We start from the raw sequence: 21,278 nt of genomic DNA, 5'->3' as shown, positions 1-21,278 counted from the left end.
CGGTGGTGCTACTTGACGACGGGGGGAACGCTGCTCGGGCCGCTCATGCTCGGCGGTGGTGGCGGCGGCGGTGGAAGCGGCGTGCTGGCCGGCATGACCATCACTGGGTGGCTCGCACTCGCCTGCTTCGCCTGGTCGTCTGCTTGCTCTGCAACCGTCTTGCCGTGTGCCAATTTGTAGGAGGCTTCGGCTCGTTCGGCCGCGGCTTTCAGCACCTGGCCTTCGGCGGTGGTGTCCGTCAGGTCGCCTACCGTCTGACCGAGCGCTGCATAGCTCATAGCACCGGCCGCGATCACGACCATGACCGACAGGATGCGGTTACAGGGCATTTGCTTTTGCCTCGACATAGAGATTTCCCTCGATCACCCAGGTCATGTATGGCGGACTGGTCTCGTGTTTGGCGGTGACGGAGGTGACCCGCAGACCCGGCACATCCAGCCCGCTCAAAAGCAGACTCGGGTAGTGCTCCGAGTTGTCGGCCGTGATCTGGGTATGCATGGTGAAGCTGAAGGTCTGCCAAGCCGGTGGCGGCAGAGGGTGGTTCGGGTCCGGCCCCGTCGGCGCCGGCACGGGCGTGAGTACGATCGGATCCTTCAACGCCTGGAAATGGCTCAGCACCTCGCTCACGACGTTGCCGGCAGTGCTGATGTCCTCGGCAGTAGCGGGCGCCGGCTTGAAAAGCATCGTCACGGTGCCGATCGCGTGGTTCGCTCCGATCGTTGGCTGCACGCCGAACGTCTTCTGCACAGCCGCTATGAACTCCTGGTCCGTCCCAGTGGGCGTGCGGTCATAGTTGACGGTGAAGTTGCCGTTGACGCACGTGAAGTCCTTGAAGGTCCAATTGCCCAGTGCAAGCGGTACCGGAGCGATTGCCCGGCTGCAGGCATCGACGAAGTCCTTGACGCTCGGGAGCGACGTCCACGGCGGCGGCAGGGCCGAGTTGGCAGCTGAAGCCTCCGCAGCCCGGGTGGCAGCCCTGGCGTTTGCCTTCGCCAGCTCGGCCGCGTCGTGCTGTTGCTTCTGGCGCTCGTGCATCTGGCGAATCTTTTCGGCCGCTTCGGCGTCGATCAGCACCTGTTTGTGGTGGCTCCACCACATCTGGCCGCTCATGCCGCCCACCAGTACCAGTGCGGCGACGAGCTTTGCCACGTCGCCCATCGAGCGCCCCGCGCCCTTCTCAACGCGCTTCTGGGTGACGCCGGTCAGCTTGCCACGGCGGGTGGATTGCAGCCGCGCCGCCTGCAGGGCCTGGCGCTGGATCGGTGCGAAGTTCGCCAGAGCAGGCAGCTTGCCGACAAAGCCGTTCGCCACTCGGCCGACGCGGTCCACGAGATCCTCGACGGGTTCCGGCGACGTCGCATCCTGCACGCCCAGATCGGCCGGGGCGAAGACCCGGCCTACCGTGGCCTGATAGAGCTTCAGCTCCTTCAGGAACAGCTGCAGGTGGCCTGCAGCATCCGCGCGGCTACCAACCTCATCCGCCAGCACGGCGCCGGTTTCGGCGATCGCCACGAAGGCATACGCGGGGCTGCCGTCGGCCGCAACAGCCGGCAGCTCGAACATACCGGCCCAGTCCTTGCCCAGGGATAGGCACAGGGCCGTGGCAAGCGCGTAGGCGCCTGCATAGACGCCATCACCGGACGTGGCAAAGCCGAACTGATATTGCCCCGGCGCCGCACGCCACATGTTGACCAGGTCGTGACCTTCCGGGGCCTTGCTCTCGCATTCGACGCGCCATTGCTTCGGCGTGTCGACCGTCGTCCAGGTCAGTCCCGCTGCAAAAGTGCGCCCTTTGCGGGCGAAGGATTCAATGGCCACGATGGCCCTCCGGCCGCACATGCGTCAGGACGGCCCCGCCGTGGCGAAGCTCAGCGCGCCACTCCCCGAACACCACCGCACCCGGCTTCGCGAAGACGATGCGTCCATCGGGCATGGTGACTTGGATCGTGGGTTGGCCACCCTGCCACAGCACGTCCGCCGATGGATGGCTGTCCTCGTTGCCAGGCAGCGGAACGATCGTCGCAGCTGCGCCGGACTGGCCGCTCGCAGCAGCGATGCGTTGGCGATACTCCGCATTGGTCGTCTGGGATTGCAGGATCATGGTCTGCGCAAGCTGCTTGCTCAGGTCTTCCGAGTTCTGCGCGTAGCTCGTGCACGGCATGGCAGCAGCGAACGCAACCAGGATGAGAATGGCGCGGGTCGAAGTCATCGGATCACTCCACAACCGGCGTGACGATGACGAAGCCCACCTTGCGGCTGTCGTCGTTATTCAAGCCGCCGCCCAAGCCCCAGAAGCTCGCATTGACGGTGCCGGACTTGCTTGCTTTGGAGTTGTGGTTGCGAATGCCGGTGATGAGCATGGTCTGCCCACTGCGGATGCGGACCGTTTGGTCGATCAGGTTGTTGGAAATTTTCGGACCCTGAATCATGGCGCCGTCCTGACCGATGATGGGTGTCAGCTCATCGAGCGCCGAGAGGTTCATCTTGAAGTCCAGCGACATGGTCTTGCCGTCGTCGAACACGAACGGGCGGCTCACCACGTTGAAGCCCGTGCTCACCACGCCAGGCACCAGCGAGGACTGAGCAAAGCCGGTGGCTTGTCCGCCTGAGGTCACGGTCGCGCCCGATTCGGCAAGGTAGGTGGTCTGCTGGCCGTCCTGGTACGGGGCCGGGTGGAGGTTCAAGGTGTAGAGCACCTGCTCCTGCACGACCTGCACGGAGCCGATCTGGCGCAGCGCATTGAGCGTCAACGTCGTGCCGGCGAACTGCGCCAGCTTGCCCGAGGCGGTATCGAGGATGCTCACGTTCGCGGCGCTGGCGCCTGAGGTAACGGGGAACGAGTTTGCTAGGCCGAAGCCGATGCCGTGCTTGCCCGCAAACTTGATACCGGCATCAAGGCCGATCGAATCGTTCTTGGTCAGCGTAAGCATGCCCACGACGAGCTTGACCTTGACCTGCTTGGTCACGATATCGTTGAACTGGTTGACCAGCTGCTGCACGGCGGCGAGCTTGTCGGGTGTCGAGGTCACGACCAGCTGGCCGGTGGCCACGGAATAGGTGTAGGCGCTGGACGGCACGATCTTGCCGACCATCGAAGCGAAGTCCTTCGCCGGATCGGTCTCGGACCTGATTTCCGTGCCCTGACGTGTGCCGGACTGGGTGTTGCTCGCCGATTGCCCGTTGCCGCCCTGCCCGCTGCTGGACTGGATGCCGGTCTGGATATCGGTGGTGATGGTCGTGCTGCTGTTCTGCAGGTTGATGCGGAACAGCTTGGTCTCGGTGTAGAAGTATTCGACCTGGTTCCCGGTCCTGCGCTCGGACAGATCCAGCTGCATGGCGACGTTCTGCAGCGCGCCGTCCACGTCGCCGGAGTAGTTCAAGGTGACGGTCGGATCGACTGCTTCCGACGGTCCGGCGTAGAACGAGGCCGCGCCGCCAGACGGGTTGGGCGGCAGCTTGGTGCCATCGCTTTGCGCACTGCTTCCACCGTGGATGTGGCTGAGCGCATCGGCGGTGAACCGAACGTCCAGGTGGCACCCGCCGACTGCCATCAGCTGCTGGAACTGCTCGATCGAGAGCGCATGCTTGGGCGACAGATCAACGTGGCAGGGCGGATCCTTCACGTCGTCGGCGCGGGGACGCTGCACGGGGTTGATATCTACCCACTGGGTGCTGTGGATTCGCGCCACCGGCCGCTGGTCCGGGCCGATGGTGGCTGCTTGGTCGTCGTACCGCTTCTGGGCGTCGGCAGCCGCGGACTTGGTGCTGTCGATGGTCCGCGTGGCCGGCGTGGCACAGCCTGCCAGCGTGACCAGCACACCCATACCTGCGGCGCGGAGAACCTTCCGGGTCGTGTTGGCGAGCATCAGTTGGTCTCCGTGATGATGATCATTTTCGAGAGCGGGTACGAGTCGAAGGCCAGGTGGTCACCGGCCGCTGCATACAGCTCGATGCACTGCTTGACCGCATCCTCAAAGGAGCCTTGAAAGCGCAGGGGGTTGTCGAGCTTGCGGTCCGTGTCTGTGGGCTTGCCGGTCGAATCGATCCAGCGGATTCGCCAGCCGGCCTGCTTGGCCCAGTCCGCGAGGGCCGGACGCAGCCACTCGCCCTTGGTCGTCCAGGTTGGCAGCGGCGGCTTGGGCGCCGGCTTGGGGGCGGCCACCAGCGGCTTGTCGACGTGCGGCGGCTCCAGCGGCTTCAGGGGCAGCTTCGCAGCGGGAATGGTCGTGGCCTGTTCACTGCATGGCTTGGCAGAGCGGCCCGCCGAGCAAACCGTGACCGGCGGTGCCGCTTTGGGGGTCGTCGGGGCAGAGGTCGTTACGCGCTCGGTTGAAGTCGGGGTCTTTGCGCTGCTTGCCACGTAGGACGCGAACGAGACCGGCGCCGGGGGCTGCATGACTGCACTGCGGACGATGCCGGTGTCGCGGCCGACCACGACATGCACCTCGGTGTAGCGGCCCGGCAGCACCGCATAGTTGTCGACCTGGTGATAACGAATCTTCTTCCCGGCCGAATCGGTCAGCACCGGATGCTGCGTTTCGAGGTCCACGAACGCGAGGATGGTGTTCGGGCCGTCATCGAATGCACGCGTGATGCCCAGCGCGCCCTGGTTGGACACGACGTATCCGGTGTTCAGCTCTGCGGCTGAGGCGCCGCAGGCTACCAGCGCCACGAAGAGCGCCAAGAAGCACCAGTGCTGGCGAGACGACTTTCCCATGAAATCCACCTACCGTATGGAGTTGACGTGATCGCCGGGGGCGGCGCTTGTTCCGCATTGTGTATATACTGCGGACCAAATACAAGAGGGACGAGACATGGTTTTCGGCTCGGTTGAGACGCGGAGAACGGGCTTGTGGCGCGCCCTGCCGCTTGTTCTGGCCATCCTGCCAGCGACTGCACTGGCGCAATCGCCAGGTCGGCCCGACCCGCATGCGCGCTGCATCGCGCTGGCGGCGGCTTACTACCACTCGCCGGGCGATCCGGTCACGGTTCAAGGCATGGCCGACCTGGTCACGGCGGTCATGGGGTCGGAGGGTACGTGCGGCCGTACGCACACCAACACCGACGGGTCAGTCGACTACGGCTGCATGGGCATCAACACGCGCCGGCTGGCAGAGCTGGCTCCCTACCGGATCACCGCGCAGAAGCTCGTCGCCGATGACTGCCTGAACATCTACGTCGGCACCTGGATGCTCAAGCGCGAGCTGGTGAATGAGCCTAACCTCTGGAAGGCGATCGGCAACTACAACTCGCACACGCCGCGCTGGAATCAGCGCTACCAGAGGTTAGTGTGGGGTCATCTAAAGCGCCTCTGGTCGGCGAGGTCATCGGATCGTTAGCTCGGTCGAAGGACCGAGCGAGTCAGCGAAATGCACAGATGCACGGGCCGTGACGTGGGAAGCCTACGCACTTCCCACGCGGCCGGTGTAGCTCGTGTAGTTCGCGCTTAGGCTTCGGCTAGACCGGCCCCGATTCGGTTGCGCGACGACGGTCTCAGGAATACGATCGGCCGCAAGGCGCAGTCAGGCGCCCGGCACCCGCCACACGAAGCCGTAATCGGCACTGTCAGTTGGTCAGGATAAGCCTCTTCGGCGAACCCTTTCGTCGGATGGCCTAGTGGTTGCGGGTGACACATGGCGTCCGAACGGGAGAGTTCGTTATGGCCGATGTGTCGATCCACCCCTCTACCCTCGCCGGCATCAAGCGCCTCGCCAAGTCGATCAGCCGCGAGCGGGGCATCACCCACACAGCTGCACTGTCCGCTGCCGCCCAGGCGGCTGGCTTTGAGAACTTCAGCCACGCCCGGCGAGTGCTGGCAGCACAGCTGGCGCGCCCCGGCCGCAGCACGCTACGCACCGTCTACATCACCGCCTATTGGCGTAGCCGCGAAGGTAGCGGCAGAGAGACCGCCGTCATTGGTCTGCCTTCCCCCTTAGACCGTCTGCTGACTCCGGTAGTGGTGCGCAGCCTTCATGGGAGGTTCCGCCTCGATGCTGCCGATCATGTCGAGGCGACGGAGGATGTGCTGAGTAAGGGTGCAGCCCTTGATGCGGTGACGGAGGCGGCGCGCCGGCTTGCTTTCATGGCGGCGACCGGTCTGAGGCCTGGCAATGCGTTGGCACCCTACCTCTGGTCGTTGGATCGACGGGTCGACAAGTTGCCAGGTCTCGATCACCCGTCGTACTGGTACCTGCCTCGCGATAAGTCGGGCGTGATCATCGACGAGCCTTACAACCATTTCTTACTGCAGGAGCGCATGGAATTCTTGAAGGGCTCAGGCGTGCATGTAGCTCTGGCCTTTGAACGTGCTTCACGCGGTGGACGTGGCCTCCACCTCCACAGCTCCGCGACGTCGCTCTACGTCATCACGGATGATGAAAAGCGCCTCGCTCGATTGGTACGTTCGCTGGAAGGCTGCAATTACATGGAGGCCATGAAGGTCGAGTCGGCGCCTTATGAGCCGTTGTTTGTAAGCCCGGCTCGTGCTGCGTTGAAAAAGCGCAAGCAAGGGCGGCCACAGCTGTTGCCGTTGGATCGGCCGATCGTGCGCAGGAACGCTCTGGCTTACCAGGTCATGCCAGGTCAGCGCGTTGAGTGGCGACCAGCCGCTCGACTGCCACTTGCCGGACACCGCCAAATTGCTCGATTGCTCGTCGCCCTTTTAGGGTGTGACGAGATCAATTCGGCGAGCTACTCCGCGTTGCAGAACGCGCATGCGACCCTAGCCAGGTGGCTGCGCCTGGAGTTCCCGCCGACCCTTCGAGCGAACGCGGACGTGGATCTGCTGTATTTCGGTGCGAAGGCTTCCGACAGACAACTGCCCGCCGGTATGACTGCTGAAAATGCAGTAGTGCAGCTGCTTGAAGCTCTGCGGGACGGGTACCCGGACTGCGGTCCTCTCCGCAAGGTGATGCGGCCACTGGAGACCGTGCTACGGCGCCTGAGGGCCAAGGCCGCTCGCACGGCTCAATTACCCCGCCAGCGTCAAGTGGATTAGATCGGATCGAACGTGGAGCCTCGAAACCAAAATGGAGCCGGGGTCACCGGCTCCATTGCTCACTGCATGCTGGTTCGCGCGGAGGCTGGTCAGCCTGGACGCGGTGCGGACGATCGAGCGACCGGCGCGGATTCCGTGCGGTGGTGATCCGCCAACGCCTGTCCGGCCGGTGATGGCGCCGACCTGGTGAGCTGGTCGGCGTGCTTCTCCACGAACTGCGCCAGTTTCTGTTGGGCTTCGCGCAGGTCGTTCCGGTCGTGCTCGGTCAACGGCATGCCGGACGCTTCGGCCAGCTGGAAGCTTTCCACGATGTCAGCGCAGTCCTTTTTCAGCGCCTCCAACTGGCGGTGCACGTGGGAAGCCGTCTCGCAGACCGGCTTCCGACCCTGCATCAGGCAATCCATCAGCTGGCGGTCGAGGTCGGCCGACAGCTTGGCCGCGTCGCGATCGCTCAGCGGCCCCTGCTCTCGCAGTGCCAGCTGCTTGGCCTGGTAGGCAGCGGCCAGTTCCGGCATCTGGGAAGCCGGTCGGTCAGCCTTGTAGGCCCTGGCGAGGCGTGCGCCATAGGCTGCCGCGTACGCGCGACTGGTCGGGGCTTCCATCCGGTTCTGGCTGTCGTACTGCTCCGCGACTTCCGGGTCGGTACGCATGGTGTAGTGCGCTCGCTCCTGAGCGGCCTGCACAAGCAGACGCTCGTCCTCGTTCGCTCCACGTCGCTCCATACTCTCGACGATCTCGTCCCAGTTGTTGGCCAGCGTCATCCGCTCGAAGGCGGTGAGCTGAGCGCGTGCCCGCTCCAGCTTGTCTCCACCGGGGGTCTGCCCTTGGGTCGGCGCGGCATCGTGGATGATGTCGCCGAGGCGATTGTGGATCACTACACGGTCCACGGCGGCGGTGTATTCCAGGCGCCGCACGGAGTCGGCGACCCCGTGATAGCTGCGGTCGTGCAGCTCGCGGACGGTCCAGCGCGCCAAGCCTCCGGCCGCACGCTCACGCTCGTACCGCGTGGCGGCCCGCTGATAGCTGATCTGCTCGTTCACCGCGAGAGCGTGCAGCTCCGTCCGGTAGCCCGATGCGCGAAGGTCCTTGGCCAGGGCCACGGCTGCGTCTGGGGACCACAGCGTGCCGTCCACCACCACGTTTCGGCGACGCGCCATCGCTTCGTGGCGAACGGCGATCGCCAGGGCGCCGGCATCGGCGGCGGTCTGCGGAGCGAAGTCCGGCGCGTTGGTGTCCAGCTCATCCAGGTACGGCAGGCGCAGCCGCATGACGTCGGCCGAGACGGTGATGAATCCGCCTTTGAGGCGTAGCTCGTCCTCCAGCCCGTCCACCAGCGTGGACTTCCCCGCCCCGCTCTGGCCCGCGAGGATCTTCGCGACCGGGCGGTCCTGCTCGGCGGTGCGGTGCATTTCCGCGTCGACGTAGTCCGCGGCGATTTCCTTGATTTCTTCCGGGGTCAAGCGGCCCTTGTTCATGCGTCGCCCTCCAGCGCCTTGCGGATACCTTCGGCGTCCGAGGCGCGCAGGTCCTTGGCGCGATCGTTCGCGGCAACGTACGCGTCGAGGGCGGCCTGCACGGCGGCGGGGTCGGCGGCCGGGTCGTTCTTGGCTTTGCGCCAGCTGTTGAACAGACGGCCGGCATGGGCTTCGAGGCGCTCCTTGGCGCGCTCGAAGTCCACGGTCTGATTAATGGGTGCTTCGGTCACAGGCGTGGCTCCTTGGTTGGTGGATCAGCGCATGCGCGCCGCTTCGGGTGCCGGCTGCGTCATCGGCTGGCGAGCCCGTGGCGCTTCGATGGTCGGGCCGGAGTGCAACGGCATGGTGGCGTCGTGCTTCTGCAGGAACGCTTTGAGCGCGAGCTGCCCGTGGCGAAGGTCCTGTTGATCAGCCGCTTCCGGCTCGATGCCTGCCAGCTTCGTGGTCGCGATGCTCTGCTCGGTCTTGGACACGACCAGCTCCAGCGCTTCCATCTCCTGGAACACCTGGGAAAGCTTCGGGTCGGTGGTCGGATTGGCGCGGAACGCGCGCAGGTCCTGAATGGCATCGGACCACCGCGTGCTCACGTCCTGCAGGTTCGCCTTGGGGATCGGGTCGAGGTGCATAAGGGAAGCCTGGTTGAAAGCCTCCGAAAACCCGCCCACGAGCCCGCCAGTCTGCTGCTGGTAGACCAGCTCGGCGTCGGCCAGCCGATCCGCTGCCTCCTTGTACTCGCGATCCCGAATCAGCTCGATCGCGGCGTTGGCGTGGCCCTTGGCTTCGCTGGCCAGCGAGTTCGGTCCCCACTTGTCGACCCGCTCCAGCGTGGCGCGAATCTCCGCGATCGCGTCTCGGCGGCATTCTTCCTCGACCCGCCAGCTGGACTCTTCGGTCTGCTGCGCGGCGTGCAGTTCCATCGTGACCAGATCCACCTGGTCAATCAGCGCAGCGCGCTGGTTGAGCAGTGTCTGCAGCGTCGGAGCGCGGTCGACGTTCCGCACATGGGCCTGCCAGCGCACGGCGGCACGGTAGACGCCCTCCAACGCGCTTCCGCCGAACGGGTTGGGCTCACCTGGCTCGGCGGTCTGAGCCAGCGAGCCGGCCATGCTGTTGGCCACCTGGCGGTACCGCGAAAACAGGTGGCTGCCGGGCACGCCTTCGATGCCCTGCGTCTTTGCGTGCTCCGCTGCCTGTTTGGCCAGCTGCACGTATCGCTGGCGATCGTCCGCCGAAATCGGCGGGGCGCCGTGCGCGGCGGCGTCGATGGTATCCAGCGCCTGCTGGCACTTCACCAGCAGCATTTCGGGAATGGCCGAGGAACTCATGACGCGTTACCTCCTGTATGGGCGTGGCTGTGTTCTTGCTGGGTTGTAGGCGGTGCCCTCAGGCCACGCCGTGCTTCGCGAAGCGACTTGACCGTGTACTGCCTTTCGACTTCGTCGACGAAGGCGTGGGCGGCAGCGTGCGTGTCACATCGCACCATCAGGATCCGGTTGTCGCTGGCGAACAACTCGTCCATCACGAACCGGACCCGGGCCTCCATGAAGTCGAGGTTGTCCTCGTGGATCGAAAACGACGTCATGTCGCGATAGCCCGTGGCGTCGAGCAGCTGCTCCAGCACCATGATGGTTTTGGGTGAAAATCCGGGCCGGTGGACCTCGCCCGCTGTGTCGCCGAAGATCGACACGACGACGGGCTCGGCTCGCCCCGTCGCGTCGCAGGCAATGAAGGCCTGCACGCCTGACGTAAGAAGTGCTGTCATGAGGTTTCCTTGTTGGACGCTGGGTCAACTGCCTTCACGTCGTAATCGGCTCGCAGAATCGCCAGCGCCGCCTGCAGCTCCTGGTCGGTGTCGGCGCGTAGCCACAAGACGCCCCGCGTGGCGGCGAACGTTCTGCCCGCCGCGTGCCGGACTTGTTGGACCGTGCGAGCCGCCGGTCCAGGCTTGAGATAAAAGGCGTACAGGCACTCTTCCCCGGTGACGTGCTGAGCACGATTGAGTGCGTCAATCACGCACGGCAGAGTGGTTTCGGCGCCGCCCCGCTCGGGGTGATTGAAGGTGCCCAGCGTCGCCACAACGCTGATTTCGTGGCCGAGTGGGTTTCGTACGGAATAGACGGGGATGGCTGCCGCTTGCGGCATGTCAGTGCGCTCCGGGGTTATCTACGTCGATCAGCAGGTACGGCCCCGTCTTCGGATCCACGGTGCCAAACTGCGCGATGCCAGTGGCGCGTGCCTTGACCCAGGCATCAGCGAATCGGGCCGCTTCATCCGGGGATACCGGGACGGGCCGCATGGCCTTGAAGAACTGCACGGGCATGGTGAAGGTGCGGGCACCCTGCACGGCGATCGCGACTGAGTACGCGTAACCGCCCCTCTCCTTGCGGGCGGTCAAGCTGACCTCCATCCGCGAGAGCACAACTGCATCGTCGACCGCCATCCCGGGTGGCGGCATTGCCACTGAGTCCGTGACGCGCGTGTGCTGCCAGGTCCAGGCGGCGCCTGCCAGCAGCAACAGAAAGAAAATCGCCACAAAGGCGGTGAGGACCGGGCGCTGCCGGAGGACATTCATTGCACCGGCGCTCCGTGGTCGTTCCTGCGTGAAAAAGATTGGGGTGCCGCCGCCTGAATCGCCCGCAGGGGGTCAGGCTTACTCGACTTGTCTACGTCCGGGTGCGAGGGGGCGACTTGTCGAGATCAGGGGGCTCGGCGGCACCCCAAAGTGGTTGCTAACCGTTCACTCCACGGAACACAGCAAGACCGCAGCCCACCCAGGGGAGAAGAGCGCCACCGCCTTGCTGTGCGGGGAGATTCGGCAGTTGCCGTGCCTCCTTTTGTTCCGTGTTATGTGTATAGTACGAACCACAACGCGCAAGAATCAAGCCCCCCTGCCCTAGCGGTCCTTGGAGCCGAGATGAACCAGCCATTGCCCCACCACAAGGAAGACCCGATGGTTGGCATCGGCATAGCCGTGGGAGTGGTGGTCTTGTTGTTGTGGGTGATCTGGTGGCTGTTCCACGGCCAGATCGCCTACTGGTCACTGCGCCTAAATTGGACGTTGCTCGGCGCGCTGGACTGGTCGTGGCTGCCGGCGGTGTCCTCGACGCGCCGTGGCTTGGCACAGCTGGCGGGGCAATCTGCGGTGCTCGGCGCCGGCACACTCTGGAGCGCGCTGCAGCGGTCGGGTGTATGGCTGTCGCCCGTGGTGGTGGTTGCTGCAGGGCTGCTCGCCCTGAAGGTGTGGCGCCACACCAGCAATCATGTGCATCGGGCCATCACCCCGGACCGGCTGGCATGGATCATGGCCAAGCACGCCCCGGCGATCATCCCCATGCTGTATGCACCGAACCTGCTGTGTTCGGATCCGCCGGAGCATCGTTCGATGCTCACGCCCGATGAGTGGGCACTGCACCACCAGCTCGTTGTGAACGAACGGCTGGACAAGCCAAAGGCGCAGGCCTTGCTCGCCGACCAGCTGGGGCGCAGGGTCGCCAGCCTGCAGGAACTGCAACCGCATGAGCGCGCCCTTTTTGCAGTGTTCGCTGCTCGCCTACTCTCGGACGGTCGGGATCTGGCTCGGGCACAGGAGCTGCTCGATCGCCTCAACTACTCGTGCCACACCGGCACGTTCAAGGGCATGCGCGGCTTCCCCGATTTCTCGATCGCGGAAGGCGCGTTCTCAGACTACGCCGAACTACCGGCCGCGAAGCAATGGCTCGCGACACACGGTTACGTGAGCACCCTGCTGCACGCGATGCACCTGGAAGCGATCAAGCTCGGAAAGTTGCCCTCGTCGCATTTCCGCTGGCTCAAGGGCATAGACCGCCCGCTCTGGGCCGCACTCAACACCACGGGGCGCAAGACGCCCTTCATCGAATCGCTGGCGGTGTTCACCCAGGCCCGCTGGGAAACCTATCTGGATCAGATGATCGGGATCCAGTTGACCGAACCGCATCTAAGCGACGCCCTGACCGCGCTGGAAACGTACCTCGCGAAGGTCGGGCTTATCTCCACTCCCAAAAAGACGAAGCCCGCATGAACATCAAAGACACGATCCAACTGGTTGGCAATGAGCTGTACACGTTCTTCGGTGCATCCGGTTCGCGGCAGACGGCGACGATGCTGGACCTTTCCAAGGGTGCCTCGCTCGAACTGGACGACCTTCAGCTCGTCGCGCTGGTGGACGGCCGGCGCGTGATTCTCGAAGAGTTCGCCGCGGCGCCGACGGCACGCAACGCGTTCGAGGCGGTGCGTACGGCCATGGCCAAGCGCCAGCGCTTGCGGCGCGCAACGGCCATCGGCCGGGGCTTGGCCAAGTACGTTGTTGCCCCGTTCGGCCTTGTGCTGTTCGGGCTGGCCATGAACGTGGCCGTGCATGGCGGCTCCCAGGCGGCGCCCGCCGTCGCGGCATACCGTGCGCCGTCGACGTACCCGGCGGCGGCTCCGTACTCGCCGCTGCCGACCGCCGCTGCCACACCGGCCACCCTGCAGCTTGCGGCGCCGCCGGAGCGCATCGCGGCAGCACTGGAATCCGGGGTGCAGGCCGGCAAGTTCACGGTGAAGATCGGCGACGCGAAGGGCAGCCCGATCTACACCTTCGAGGATCCGTTGTGCACGCATTGCCAGGAGATGGCGCCCGAGCTGGCGAAGCTCTCGAAGTCGCACGCGGTCTACGTGTTCCCGGTAAGTGTCATCGGCGGCGACGACTCTGTGAAAGCGGCGGCAACTGCGCTGTGCACGAAGGATCGCGCCAAGGGTTGGGAACTGGCTCAGTCGGGAGCCTCGACCGTCACTCTCCCCGGCAAGAAGCCGGACGCGGCCGAATTGCAGGCCTGCACGGATGAGGTCAACGCCAACAATGCAATCTTCCGTGCGTTGGGCCTGCGTTACACCCCGACGGTATTCAGCGCCAAGGGCGATCTGTTCCCGTCCGATTCCCCCGCAACCGCCGAAGCGATCGAGAAATGGCTGACCACCGAGGGCTGAACGTGGACCGTCGCGCCCGGCTTCCCGGTGACTTCATTGTCGATGTGAGGCGGCGGACCGACCTGGTCTCGCTGATTGGCGAGGAAATCGCGCTCAAGCGTTCGGGTAAGCGTTACACGGCGTGCTGTCCGTTCCACGACGATCGGTCGCCCAGCTTCGAGGTCGACCCGGTGCGCGGCACCTACATGTGCCGGGGTTGTGACGCGAAGGGCGACGCGTTCACATGGGTGCAGGAGCGTGAACACCTGACCTTCTGGGAGGCCCTGGTGAAGCTCGCCGATCGGGTGGGCCTCTCGATCCCCCGCGCCGAACCTCGCACAGCCGAGGACGTGCAAGCCCTTCGGAGTGCCGGCGCAACGGCGTCTGCGCTCCGGCAGGCCGCTTCGCTCTATGCCTACGGGCTCGACGGCAACGAACAGGCTCGTAACTACCTGGCGAAGCGCGGCATCCGGCCGGAGACCGCCCAGACCTTCGGGCTCGGCTACGTGCGGTCGGGCATCCACAAGGTGCTGACGAACCGCGTCGTGGATCCCGAGTCGATCATCCGCGCTGGAATCGTCACGCGCCACGACGGTGGGCGCGAGACGGAGTTGTTACGCAATCGACTGACGATCGCGCTCCGTAACGAGCGTGGCCATGTGGTCGGCTTTGCTGGCCGTCACCTGTACGACCAGGTCGGCTCCCCCAAGTACATCAACACGCCGGAAACCGAGCTGTTCCACAAGTCCCGCGAGCTGTTCGGTCTCGACCTGGCTCGCCGAGTGATCGCCGAGACGCGCTCGGTGATCCTCATGGAGGGCTATTTCGACGTGATCAGCCTGCACCAGGCCGGCGAGCGGCGGGCTGTCGCCGGCATGGGCACCGCACTGTCGGAATCGCAGGCCGACCGGCTGCTGCGCGACGTGACGACCGTGTATCTGTGCCTCGACGGCGACAAGGCGGGCAAGCGCGCCACGATTGCTGCTGCAAAGCTGCTGCTCTCTCGGATGAAGGACGGTCAGGAGATTCGGATCGTCCGCTTGCCTGGCGGCTTGGACCCTGACGACTACGTGCGCGAGCACGGCGCGGACGCATGGCGGACGGAGCTGGATGCAAGCCTGCCGCTGAGCGACTTCGTGCTTGAAGTCGTCTGCGGCGACGTCGACGCTGACGCGCCGGAAGTGCTTGTGCAGCAGGCTCTGCGCAGCCGCGAGTGGCTGCCCCTGTGCGAGCGCTGCCCGCTGTATGGCCAGGCGCTTCGGCAGCGCCTGCAGCGCCGCCTTGGCATCGAACTCTGAGGACCACGTATGTCTCTCGCTCCGCGCCATGAGCTGAACCCGAACGAGCTGGTTCGCGACACGCGAAGTGCGGTCACGCGCTTCCAAAGCTGGCTCTTGCAGCCCAACAACCTGCTTGTGGTGCTATTGGGCATTGCCGTTGCTTCGGTCGTTGCCGCGCCGTTGTGGCCGCTCTGGTTGATGGCCGTTGGCGGCTTGTTTGTGGCGCTCGCCGACCAACGTTTCAAGCTGCCTTTGCGGATGCCCAAGGACCTGGGCGGCCTGGACCATTCGGACGTGTTGGAGACCGAGGCTTTGGTACCGCAGTGGTTCGGGCTCTACAAGAAGCGCGTCACGCGGCGAGTTGCCGAACGCGCACAAGGCATCCTGTACCTGGGCTACCAGCGATCGCACGATCGCTGGCAGCAAGGCATGGAGTTGTGGGCCACCAGCTCGGACATTCGCACACACATGACGAAGGCCGGGACCACCGGCTCGGGTAAGACGCAATCGCTGCTCGGCTTCGCTTGGAACGCCCTGTGCTGGGGGTCGGGCACCGTCATGTGCGACGGCAAGGCGATGTCGGACCTTGCTTACGCGTTCTGGTGCATGGCGCGCTACTTCGGCCGTGAGGATGATGTGCTGTATCTGTCGTTTCTCACGGGTGGTACCGACCCGTTCGAGGTACTGGCCCAGCAGCAGCGGAAGGTCAAGACGTTCAAACCCTTCCAGTCCAACTCAATCCAACCCTTCGCCGACGGCGAGGCGTCGTTCCTGCTGCAGATGATCGCCTCGCTGATTCCCAAAGCCAGCGGCGAGGGTGCGCAGTGGCAGACGAAGGCGCTGAACATGATCGACGCGGTGATTCGCGTGCTCTGCTACAAGCGGGCGATGCGCGAGCTGGACACCTCGATTCCCAGCATCCGGCACTACCTGGCTCTGGATAACCTGGTGCAGTTCTATATCGAGGGGAAGGAAGGCAAGCTGCCGGAGCTGGCCTGGCTGCCGATCAAGGCCTACTTCGAGACCGCCCTTCCCGGCTTTGTGCCGGCGCAAGCCGCGGATCCGGCAAGCTGGTCGCAGGAAGTGCGCAACCAGCACGGCTATCTGACCGGGCAGTTCGCCCGCATCCTCTCGATGATGATGGACAGCTACGGCTACATCTTCGCTGATGCTGCCGGCGAGATTGATATGTACGACGTGATGATCAACAACCGGATCCTCGTCGCCCTCATCCCCAGCATGGAAAAGAGTGCGGAGGAAGCAGCAGCGCTCGGCAAGCTCCTGGTGGCGTGCACTCGGTTGATGATGGCCAAGAACCTCGGCCACCAGCTCGAAGGCACCAAGCAGGACGTCGTGGATGTGAAGGCGACCAACACGCCCTTCCCGACGCCCGTGCTGTGGGATGAAGTCAGCTATTACGCGGCCTCGGGTATGGCGGTGCAGCTGGCCCAGGCGCGTGCGCTCAACATGTTCATCGTGATCGCTTTCCAGGACGTGCAGGGCCTTAAGCGTGGTGAGGCGGCAGACGAAGTCGGCTCGATGCTGGCCAACACGAAGTTCAAGTATTGCCTGGCGCTCGAAGATCCAGAGGACACGTTCGAGCTGTTCCGCAAGGCGGGTGGGCAGACCGCCGTAAGCGTGGTGTCAGGCCACGATGCACGCGACGGCGTGCTCTCCACCAGCTGGGGCACGCAGCAGTCCACGCGGGTTGAGCTGCGCGATCGCATCAACATATCGGAGCTGAAAGCAGCCGATGCCGGACAAGGCGTGCTGATATTCAAGGACAAGGTGATCCGCAGCGCGGCGTTCTACGTGCCGTCGGCCTTCACCACCAGTAAGGCCGTTAAAGCGCGGATCAATCGCTTCCTGCAGGTGCCAGCGCCGGTCTACGAGAACCTGCCCGCCGTGGCTGTAGAAGCGGAGAAGGCCGCTAAGCGCGACCGGATTGCGTCGCGTGAGCTTGCATCCACGCTGTTCCGTGGAATCGTGCCGTCGTATCCGCGCCTCGACGATCCGGTGCTTGAAGCGGCGAAAGCGGCCGCCAAGCACCTCAATGCTCAGCCCGCCGATTCGCTGAGTGCCAACGAGCGGGCAATCGTGCTGTTCGAGGCGGTACGTCGTGAAATCCGTAAGCAGCGCGAGGCGGGTGAACGGCCGGCGTTCTGGCATGGCCCGGACACGAGCGCCGTCATTGACGACGATGAAGCCTATCCCGAAATCGAAGCCTGAGACTGAGCATGACCGCATCCATCCCCATTGGAATCGATTTCTGGGAGAGCCAGAAGCGCAACGTCGAGTCGCCCATCATCTGGGACGAACTGCAGTTGTCGAATCCGCACGTCGGGATCGCCGGCACCACGGGTGCCGGCAAGACGTTCTGGATCAAGCGGTTCATCGCTGCGATGCCGGACGACGTCGAGGTCGATATCTTCGATATCCACGGCGATATCGACGTGCCGGGTGCGAGGGAAGTGCTGTTCAGCGAGTCCACGCGCTACGGTTTCAATCTGCTGTCATTGAATCCTGACCCGCACTACGGCGGTGTCCGCCGTGCCGTAAGTGACATGCTCCACGCTCTCGGCAAGACGTCCAGCTCATCAATGAAGCTTGGGGACCAGCAGGCCGGTGTGCTGCGCCACCTGTTGACCGATACGTACGCGCTGCGCGGGATCTTCGCCAACTCGCCGGCCACCTGGGCGCGGAATGAGATCACCGAAGCGGAAGCGAAGGCCTACGCGGACAACCGCGACTGGGCATCGCTGCGCCAGGCCTACCCGCATCTGAGCGACGTGGTTGCGCTGGCCAAGCGCAAGCTCAAGGCGCTGTGGCTGGGGGTCGACGATTCCTCGGCGACCGGCAAGGCGGCCATGTCCGCGTTCGACGAGTGCTCCCGTGCGATGTGGTCGCTCAATCAGGCCCGCAAGCGCATGGCCAAGATGCGCGCCGAGGATGGGGACCTGGCGGCACTGGAGAAGAGGCTCGAAGCCGGCAAGGAAAAGGCGATCGCGGCGTTCAGCGCCTACGTCACGCAGATCGAAACTGGCCGCGAGTTCGACGACGTGACCAAGTACCAGTCCAAGGACACGCTGACCAGCGTCATCACGCGCCTCGAAAACCTGATGGACAAGGGCATCTTCAATCCGAACCCGCCGCCGTTCGGTGACGCGATGATCCGCCGCTACAACCTCAAGCCGGTTTCGCACAGCACCGACGAGCTGCGGATGTTCGTGAACTTCCGGCTCTCCGCGATCGTGCGGGAAATGAAGGAGCGCGGCGAGTCGCGGCGGATTCGCCGCATGGTGGTGCTCGATGAGTGCAAGAACTATCTCGACGAGGATCCGCAGGCGCCGATCAACGTGATCGCCACCGAGATGCGCAAGTTCGGCTTGATGATCGTGCAGGCTGGCCAGTCGCCGGCCCACTGGTCCCAAGACTTCATCAAGAGCGCCGGCACGCTCATGCTGCTGAACCTGGCTACGGTCGACTGGGATCCGGCTATTCGCAAGCTCAAGATCGAGCAAAACGATCTGCGCTTCCTGCGTCCGCAGCAGACAGGTGCTGTCCGCATGCTGGAAAAGAACCGCGTGCCGGCGTTTCGCCGGGTGCAGTTCCAGTGATCGCCGACGTCCCGACGATTCCAGACCGTCGCAGCGCCAGGGACCACGGCCCCTACAGCGGGTACTGCAAGGTCTGCTGGAACCCGGTCTATGTCCTGTGGGTCGACGTGGAACCGCCCCCGGCGACCTGCATCCTCGGCGCTGCACGCGCCGAGGAGTGTGCCGACGCCTTGGGGCGAGCACGGTCGATCCGTGACCTGCAGGTGGCCAAAGCGAAATCGATAGCCCTGGTTGCTGCTCTCCCCTGCAGCGAGTGACGCGCCCCTATCGGGGCTTCGGTGTGTGTGCCGGCGCCGCGTGATGGTGCGCAGGGGCGCTGCGCGCCTTAGGTGCGCGGGGGAGCGTTACCACCAGCTCCGGGTCTAGCCGGGACTCAGCACGGAAGATGTGCCCAAGGTGCCGCTCGGGCACCGTCGCCACCGGCACGGGTCGCTGACAAAACGACGGCTTGGCCAGGTAGACGAACAGGCGCACATGCTCCAGCTCTGGCATGTGCAGTAGGTCGTTGACCGCGCTCGGGTGCTCGGCAAGGGTTTCCAGCAGGCAGCTGGCGGTGCGCTCGTCGGCGGACCTGGTGCGCCATTTGTGCGCGGACCGGATCCGCGTGTCCAGCTCGGCCGCGTAGTCGGCCGTCAGCGCATGCACCGGGAGCACCTCGTGCTCGGACATGTTCTCGGCGCTGCGCTTCTTCTGCTCCACCTTGTGGCTGAGCTGCAGCCGGTAGTCGATCACCGTGTAGATGCTGCCCGTGTCCACAGCTCGCTCACGCGCAGCCATGAAACCCTCGTGTCGGCCAGTGCGGCCGTAGAGACCGTGCATGCCGCCCTCAGCGAGCGGAAGCTTGAGGGCGCAGTCCAGCAATGCCACTGTCTCCGGTAGCTGGCCGGGATGCCAGAACAGGGTCGACAGTTCGATTTCACTACCTGGACTGGGATGGACGGCGGGTCCTTGGGCCGTTCCCTGTTTGGTCATTGGCGTTGCGCCTTGTAGCGTTATTGATCGGAGGGTGGGACGTACACCTCTTTGGCGACCGCCTCCATGAGACGGAGGGTCGGCTTGGGATCGAGGCCGAGCTTCATAAGCGCCTCAATGTACCGTATTAACGGCCGACTCGGCTTTCCTTGAGCACTGAGCAGGCGATACACCGAGGGCGGCTTGCGGCCGATCAGCCAGGCGAAGTGATTCTTGGACTCGGCAGTGTCGTCAAAGCCGAGGTACTTGTAGAACGCGACCAGGTCCGGCCTGCCCTGCGTCGGCGCCGAGAGCGGCTCACGGGTGTAAAGCACGCGGCACATGGCCAGCGCCATGTCTTCGAGGGGCTTCTTGGCGTTTTCACGGGAAACCAGCGCGTACCACTTCGCCACCGGCAGCCCGAACGATTCGGCGCCTTCCGCTCGCGTCAGCCCGTTCTCCAGACGCCACCGCTCCAGGGACGCGCCTGTGAAGTGCGTGACCAGCTTCTCGCGGCGTGACGGCACCATACGCGCCCGTTTGGTTTTAGCGGTGCGCTTGGTGGCGGTTTTCTTCGCGGGAGGACGGGTCGTCACGGGGTGCCTGAATGGAGTGTTCGTGGCTCCAAGTCTAGACGGAAATCGCGGACTTAACTAGGGACGCGAACCCCGGTGGGATAGGCTTTTGCGCGTTGCCGGTTGTTCGTGGTGGGTATACGATACGGACACTTGCCCCGCGTGCAAGTTGCGGTATCGAACCAACGCGGTCCTTCCTAACCTGCAGAGGTGAGCACCATGGCAACGAAGCAACCCAAAGGCAGCGCGGCCCCCGCTGCCAACGACGCTACCCAGGGCGGCAAGAAGCCGACCCCGGAGTTGGTGATTCGCGGTTCCCGCCGCAACGAGTCGGTGGAGGGCGGCTGGGAGACCACCGTGCTCCTGTTCAACCCGCAGCCGGGCAACGACCGGCCGAACTTCCTGACCGGCTTCGTCGTCGCCGGGGGTGAAAAAACCCAAGTCATCGCGCACATCAACGAGCGCAAGCCCGATACGGCGACTGGCGAAGTCAAGGCCAATTTCATCGTCCTGTCCGAGCTGGTGTCCCGCGAAGGCGAGGAAGAGCTGTGGCAAGAGCTGGGGCACGGCAACGCGGTCAATCGTCGGAGCGACGGCAAGAAGGTCTACTTCGACGAACTGCTGTTCAAGGTCGAGGGCGAGGTCCTCAGTGCTCGCGCGGTCGCGAAGGTCAGCAAGTCGCTGCATCACCACCTTGGCTTCGAGCATCCCCGCGAGAAGCGACCGGAGCGCGGCACCAGCAACGCTCCGGCCCCGGCCGACAGTGAGCCTGCGCCTGCCGCCCGCAAACCGGCCCGCAGCGCGCAGCGGGCTCGGGCCTAAGGGGATGGGGGCGCTTCTCAACGCCGGACGCTGTGGCGTGGTGCTGGTGGCCGTTCTGGCCGCCAGCACCGCACATGCCGGATGCCGGGCTGGTGATGCAGCGGTAAGGGGCAGTCAACTCGGCTTCGAGCGGGCTCAGACCAGCGCGGTCAGCATCTCCCAGAACGAAACGTCGGCACAGACCATGCTGCAGAAGTGCATCGCCGGCATTGCCTCGATGCAGACGGTGACGATGTTCCCCTCCTTCGGGGACATCATGAACCAGATGGTGCAGAAGGTCTGCAACGCAGCGACCCAGAAGGTCAACTCCGTCATCGGCCAGGTCACCCCGCAGAACGATCTCGATGCCATCATCGGCCAGCTCAATGCCGAAGCTCAGAAGCAGACCGGCGGCTTGGTGACGAACCCGATCAGCGAGACCCCGGTGAGCACCGTGACCAATCCGTCCACGAAGCCGAACAGCCCGCCGCAGCTCGGGCAGGATTTCTGGTCCGGCATCTGGAAGTAAAGCTGCCGCTGGCCAGCCGCGCCGATCGCGTAACGGGCACAAAAGGAAGGGGCGCTGGAAATCCAGCGCCCCTTTTCAGTTTGCGTGT

The 21,278-nt window shown here is 64.6% G+C and carries 22 protein-coding genes; 9 read left to right on the top strand and 13 right to left on the bottom strand.

What is annotated here, in order from left to right; translation table 11 throughout:
* Nucleotides 1-8: 8 nt before the first annotated feature.
* Genes C693_RS0106395 through C693_RS0106375 form a run of 5 tightly spaced genes read right to left on the bottom strand, consistent with a single transcriptional unit; the run spans nucleotide 9 to nucleotide 4,717 of the window.
* The gene (locus tag C693_RS0106395) at nucleotides 9-329 is read right to left on the bottom strand and encodes a hypothetical protein (protein ID WP_017461425.1); all 321 of its coding nucleotides are present in this window, start codon (nucleotides 327-329) and stop codon (nucleotides 9-11) included.
* Nucleotides 319-1,818, bottom strand: coding sequence for a type 4b pilus protein PilO2 (pilO2, locus tag C693_RS0106390; protein WP_017461424.1), 1,500 nt, complete (start codon nucleotides 1,816-1,818; stop codon nucleotides 319-321). The genes C693_RS0106395 and pilO2 overlap by 11 nt, the downstream gene beginning before the upstream one ends.
* Nucleotides 1,808-2,209 (bottom strand): hypothetical protein, encoded by a 402-nt coding sequence (locus tag C693_RS0106385; protein ID WP_017461423.1) that lies wholly within the window; start codon nucleotides 2,207-2,209, stop codon nucleotides 1,808-1,810. The genes pilO2 and C693_RS0106385 overlap by 11 nt, the downstream gene beginning before the upstream one ends.
* A 4-nt stretch (nucleotides 2,210-2,213) precedes the next feature.
* Complete coding sequence (locus C693_RS0106380; protein WP_017461422.1) at nucleotides 2,214-3,866, bottom strand: hypothetical protein; 1,653 nt, start codon at nucleotides 3,864-3,866, stop codon at nucleotides 2,214-2,216.
* Entirely contained in the window at nucleotides 3,866-4,717 is an 852-nt protein-coding gene (locus tag C693_RS0106375) for a TcpQ domain-containing protein (RefSeq protein WP_017461421.1), read from the bottom strand. The genes C693_RS0106380 and C693_RS0106375 overlap by 1 nt, the downstream gene beginning before the upstream one ends.
* A gap of 133 nt (nucleotides 4,718-4,850) precedes the next feature.
* On the opposite strand from C693_RS0106375, the gene C693_RS21250 reads away from it, so the two are divergent.
* Both C693_RS21250 and C693_RS0106365 read left to right on the top strand, forming a co-directional pair.
* The gene (locus C693_RS21250; RefSeq protein WP_017461420.1) at nucleotides 4,851-5,339 is read left to right on the top strand and encodes a lytic transglycosylase domain-containing protein; all 489 of its coding nucleotides are present in this window, start codon (nucleotides 4,851-4,853) and stop codon (nucleotides 5,337-5,339) included.
* 320 nt (nucleotides 5,340-5,659) lie between these two features.
* Nucleotides 5,660-6,997 (top strand): DUF5623 domain-containing protein, encoded by a 1,338-nt coding sequence (locus C693_RS0106365; RefSeq protein ID WP_017461419.1) that lies wholly within the window; start codon nucleotides 5,660-5,662, stop codon nucleotides 6,995-6,997.
* A gap of 89 nt (nucleotides 6,998-7,086) precedes the next feature.
* On the opposite strand, the gene C693_RS22570 is transcribed toward C693_RS0106365, so the two are convergent.
* From C693_RS22570 to C693_RS22565, 6 genes are read right to left on the bottom strand one after another with little or no spacing between them, the layout of a single operon-like run.
* A complete protein-coding gene (locus C693_RS22570) occupies nucleotides 7,087-8,472 on the bottom strand; it encodes a zeta toxin family protein (protein WP_017461418.1) in 1,386 nt (461 codons plus the stop codon).
* A complete protein-coding gene (locus C693_RS0106355; protein WP_017461417.1) occupies nucleotides 8,469-8,702 on the bottom strand; it encodes a hypothetical protein in 234 nt (77 codons plus the stop codon). The genes C693_RS22570 and C693_RS0106355 overlap by 4 nt, the downstream gene beginning before the upstream one ends.
* A gap of 24 nt (nucleotides 8,703-8,726) precedes the next feature.
* Nucleotides 8,727-9,797 (bottom strand): hypothetical protein, encoded by a 1,071-nt coding sequence (locus C693_RS0106350; protein ID WP_017461416.1) that lies wholly within the window; start codon nucleotides 9,795-9,797, stop codon nucleotides 8,727-8,729.
* Nucleotides 9,794-10,234: a hypothetical protein gene (locus C693_RS0106345; protein ID WP_017461415.1), complete on the bottom strand. Its 441-nt coding sequence runs from the start codon at nucleotides 10,232-10,234 to the stop codon at nucleotides 9,794-9,796. Before C693_RS0106345 ends, C693_RS0106350 begins: the two co-directional genes overlap by 4 nt.
* On the bottom strand, nucleotides 10,231-10,614 hold the full coding sequence (locus C693_RS0106340) for a hypothetical protein (protein WP_017461414.1): 384 nt from the start codon (nucleotides 10,612-10,614) through the stop codon (nucleotides 10,231-10,233). Before C693_RS0106340 ends, C693_RS0106345 begins: the two co-directional genes overlap by 4 nt.
* Nucleotide 10,615: 1 nt before the next feature.
* A complete protein-coding gene (locus tag C693_RS22565; RefSeq protein WP_017461413.1) occupies nucleotides 10,616-11,044 on the bottom strand; it encodes a hypothetical protein in 429 nt (142 codons plus the stop codon).
* Nucleotides 11,045-11,386: 342 nt separating this feature from the next.
* On the opposite strand from C693_RS22565, the gene C693_RS0106330 reads away from it, so the two are divergent.
* Genes C693_RS0106330 through C693_RS0106310 form a run of 5 tightly spaced genes read left to right on the top strand, consistent with a single transcriptional unit; the run spans nucleotide 11,387 to nucleotide 18,334 of the window.
* Nucleotides 11,387-12,511: a hypothetical protein gene (locus C693_RS0106330; protein WP_043598497.1), complete on the top strand. Its 1,125-nt coding sequence runs from the start codon at nucleotides 11,387-11,389 to the stop codon at nucleotides 12,509-12,511.
* On the top strand, nucleotides 12,508-13,458 hold the full coding sequence (locus C693_RS0106325) for a DsbC family protein (protein ID WP_017461411.1): 951 nt from the start codon (nucleotides 12,508-12,510) through the stop codon (nucleotides 13,456-13,458). The genes C693_RS0106330 and C693_RS0106325 overlap by 4 nt, the downstream gene beginning before the upstream one ends.
* A gap of 2 nt (nucleotides 13,459-13,460) precedes the next feature.
* Entirely contained in the window at nucleotides 13,461-14,735 is a 1,275-nt protein-coding gene (dnaG, locus tag C693_RS0106320) for a DNA primase (RefSeq protein WP_043598496.1), read from the top strand.
* A 9-nt stretch (nucleotides 14,736-14,744) separates the two neighbouring features.
* Complete coding sequence (locus C693_RS0106315) at nucleotides 14,745-16,946, top strand: hypothetical protein (protein WP_017461409.1); 2,202 nt, start codon at nucleotides 14,745-14,747, stop codon at nucleotides 16,944-16,946.
* Between the two features lie 8 nt (nucleotides 16,947-16,954).
* Entirely contained in the window at nucleotides 16,955-18,334 is a 1,380-nt protein-coding gene (locus C693_RS0106310) for a helicase HerA domain-containing protein (RefSeq protein WP_017461408.1), read from the top strand.
* A gap of 264 nt (nucleotides 18,335-18,598) precedes the next feature.
* Here C693_RS0106310 and C693_RS23335 read toward each other — a convergent pair whose 3' ends face one another.
* Both C693_RS23335 and C693_RS21235 read right to left on the bottom strand, forming a co-directional pair.
* Nucleotides 18,599-19,306 (bottom strand): hypothetical protein, encoded by a 708-nt coding sequence (locus tag C693_RS23335; RefSeq protein ID WP_157798566.1) that lies wholly within the window; start codon nucleotides 19,304-19,306, stop codon nucleotides 18,599-18,601.
* A gap of 20 nt (nucleotides 19,307-19,326) precedes the next feature.
* Nucleotides 19,327-19,881: a hypothetical protein gene (locus tag C693_RS21235; RefSeq protein ID WP_157798565.1), complete on the bottom strand. Its 555-nt coding sequence runs from the start codon at nucleotides 19,879-19,881 to the stop codon at nucleotides 19,327-19,329.
* A 198-nt stretch (nucleotides 19,882-20,079) separates the two neighbouring features.
* Here C693_RS21235 and C693_RS0106295 point away from each other — a divergent pair, with 198 nt between their 5' ends.
* Nucleotides 20,080-20,682, top strand: a complete 603-nt coding sequence (locus tag C693_RS0106295; protein WP_017461404.1) for a hypothetical protein — start codon at nucleotides 20,080-20,082, stop codon at nucleotides 20,680-20,682.
* A gap of 37 nt (nucleotides 20,683-20,719) precedes the next feature.
* Nucleotides 20,720-21,190: a hypothetical protein gene (locus C693_RS0106290; protein ID WP_157798564.1), complete on the top strand. Its 471-nt coding sequence runs from the start codon at nucleotides 20,720-20,722 to the stop codon at nucleotides 21,188-21,190.
* Nucleotides 21,191-21,278 lie beyond the last annotated feature (88 nt).

Source organism: Dyella ginsengisoli LA-4 (genome assembly GCF_000334915.1).
GTDB classification, from domain to species: domain Bacteria; phylum Pseudomonadota; class Gammaproteobacteria; order Xanthomonadales; family Rhodanobacteraceae; genus Dyella_A; species Dyella_A ginsengisoli_A.
The sequence above is the reverse complement of the archived record's forward strand: the minus strand, read 5'-3'. Positions and strand labels throughout refer to the sequence as shown.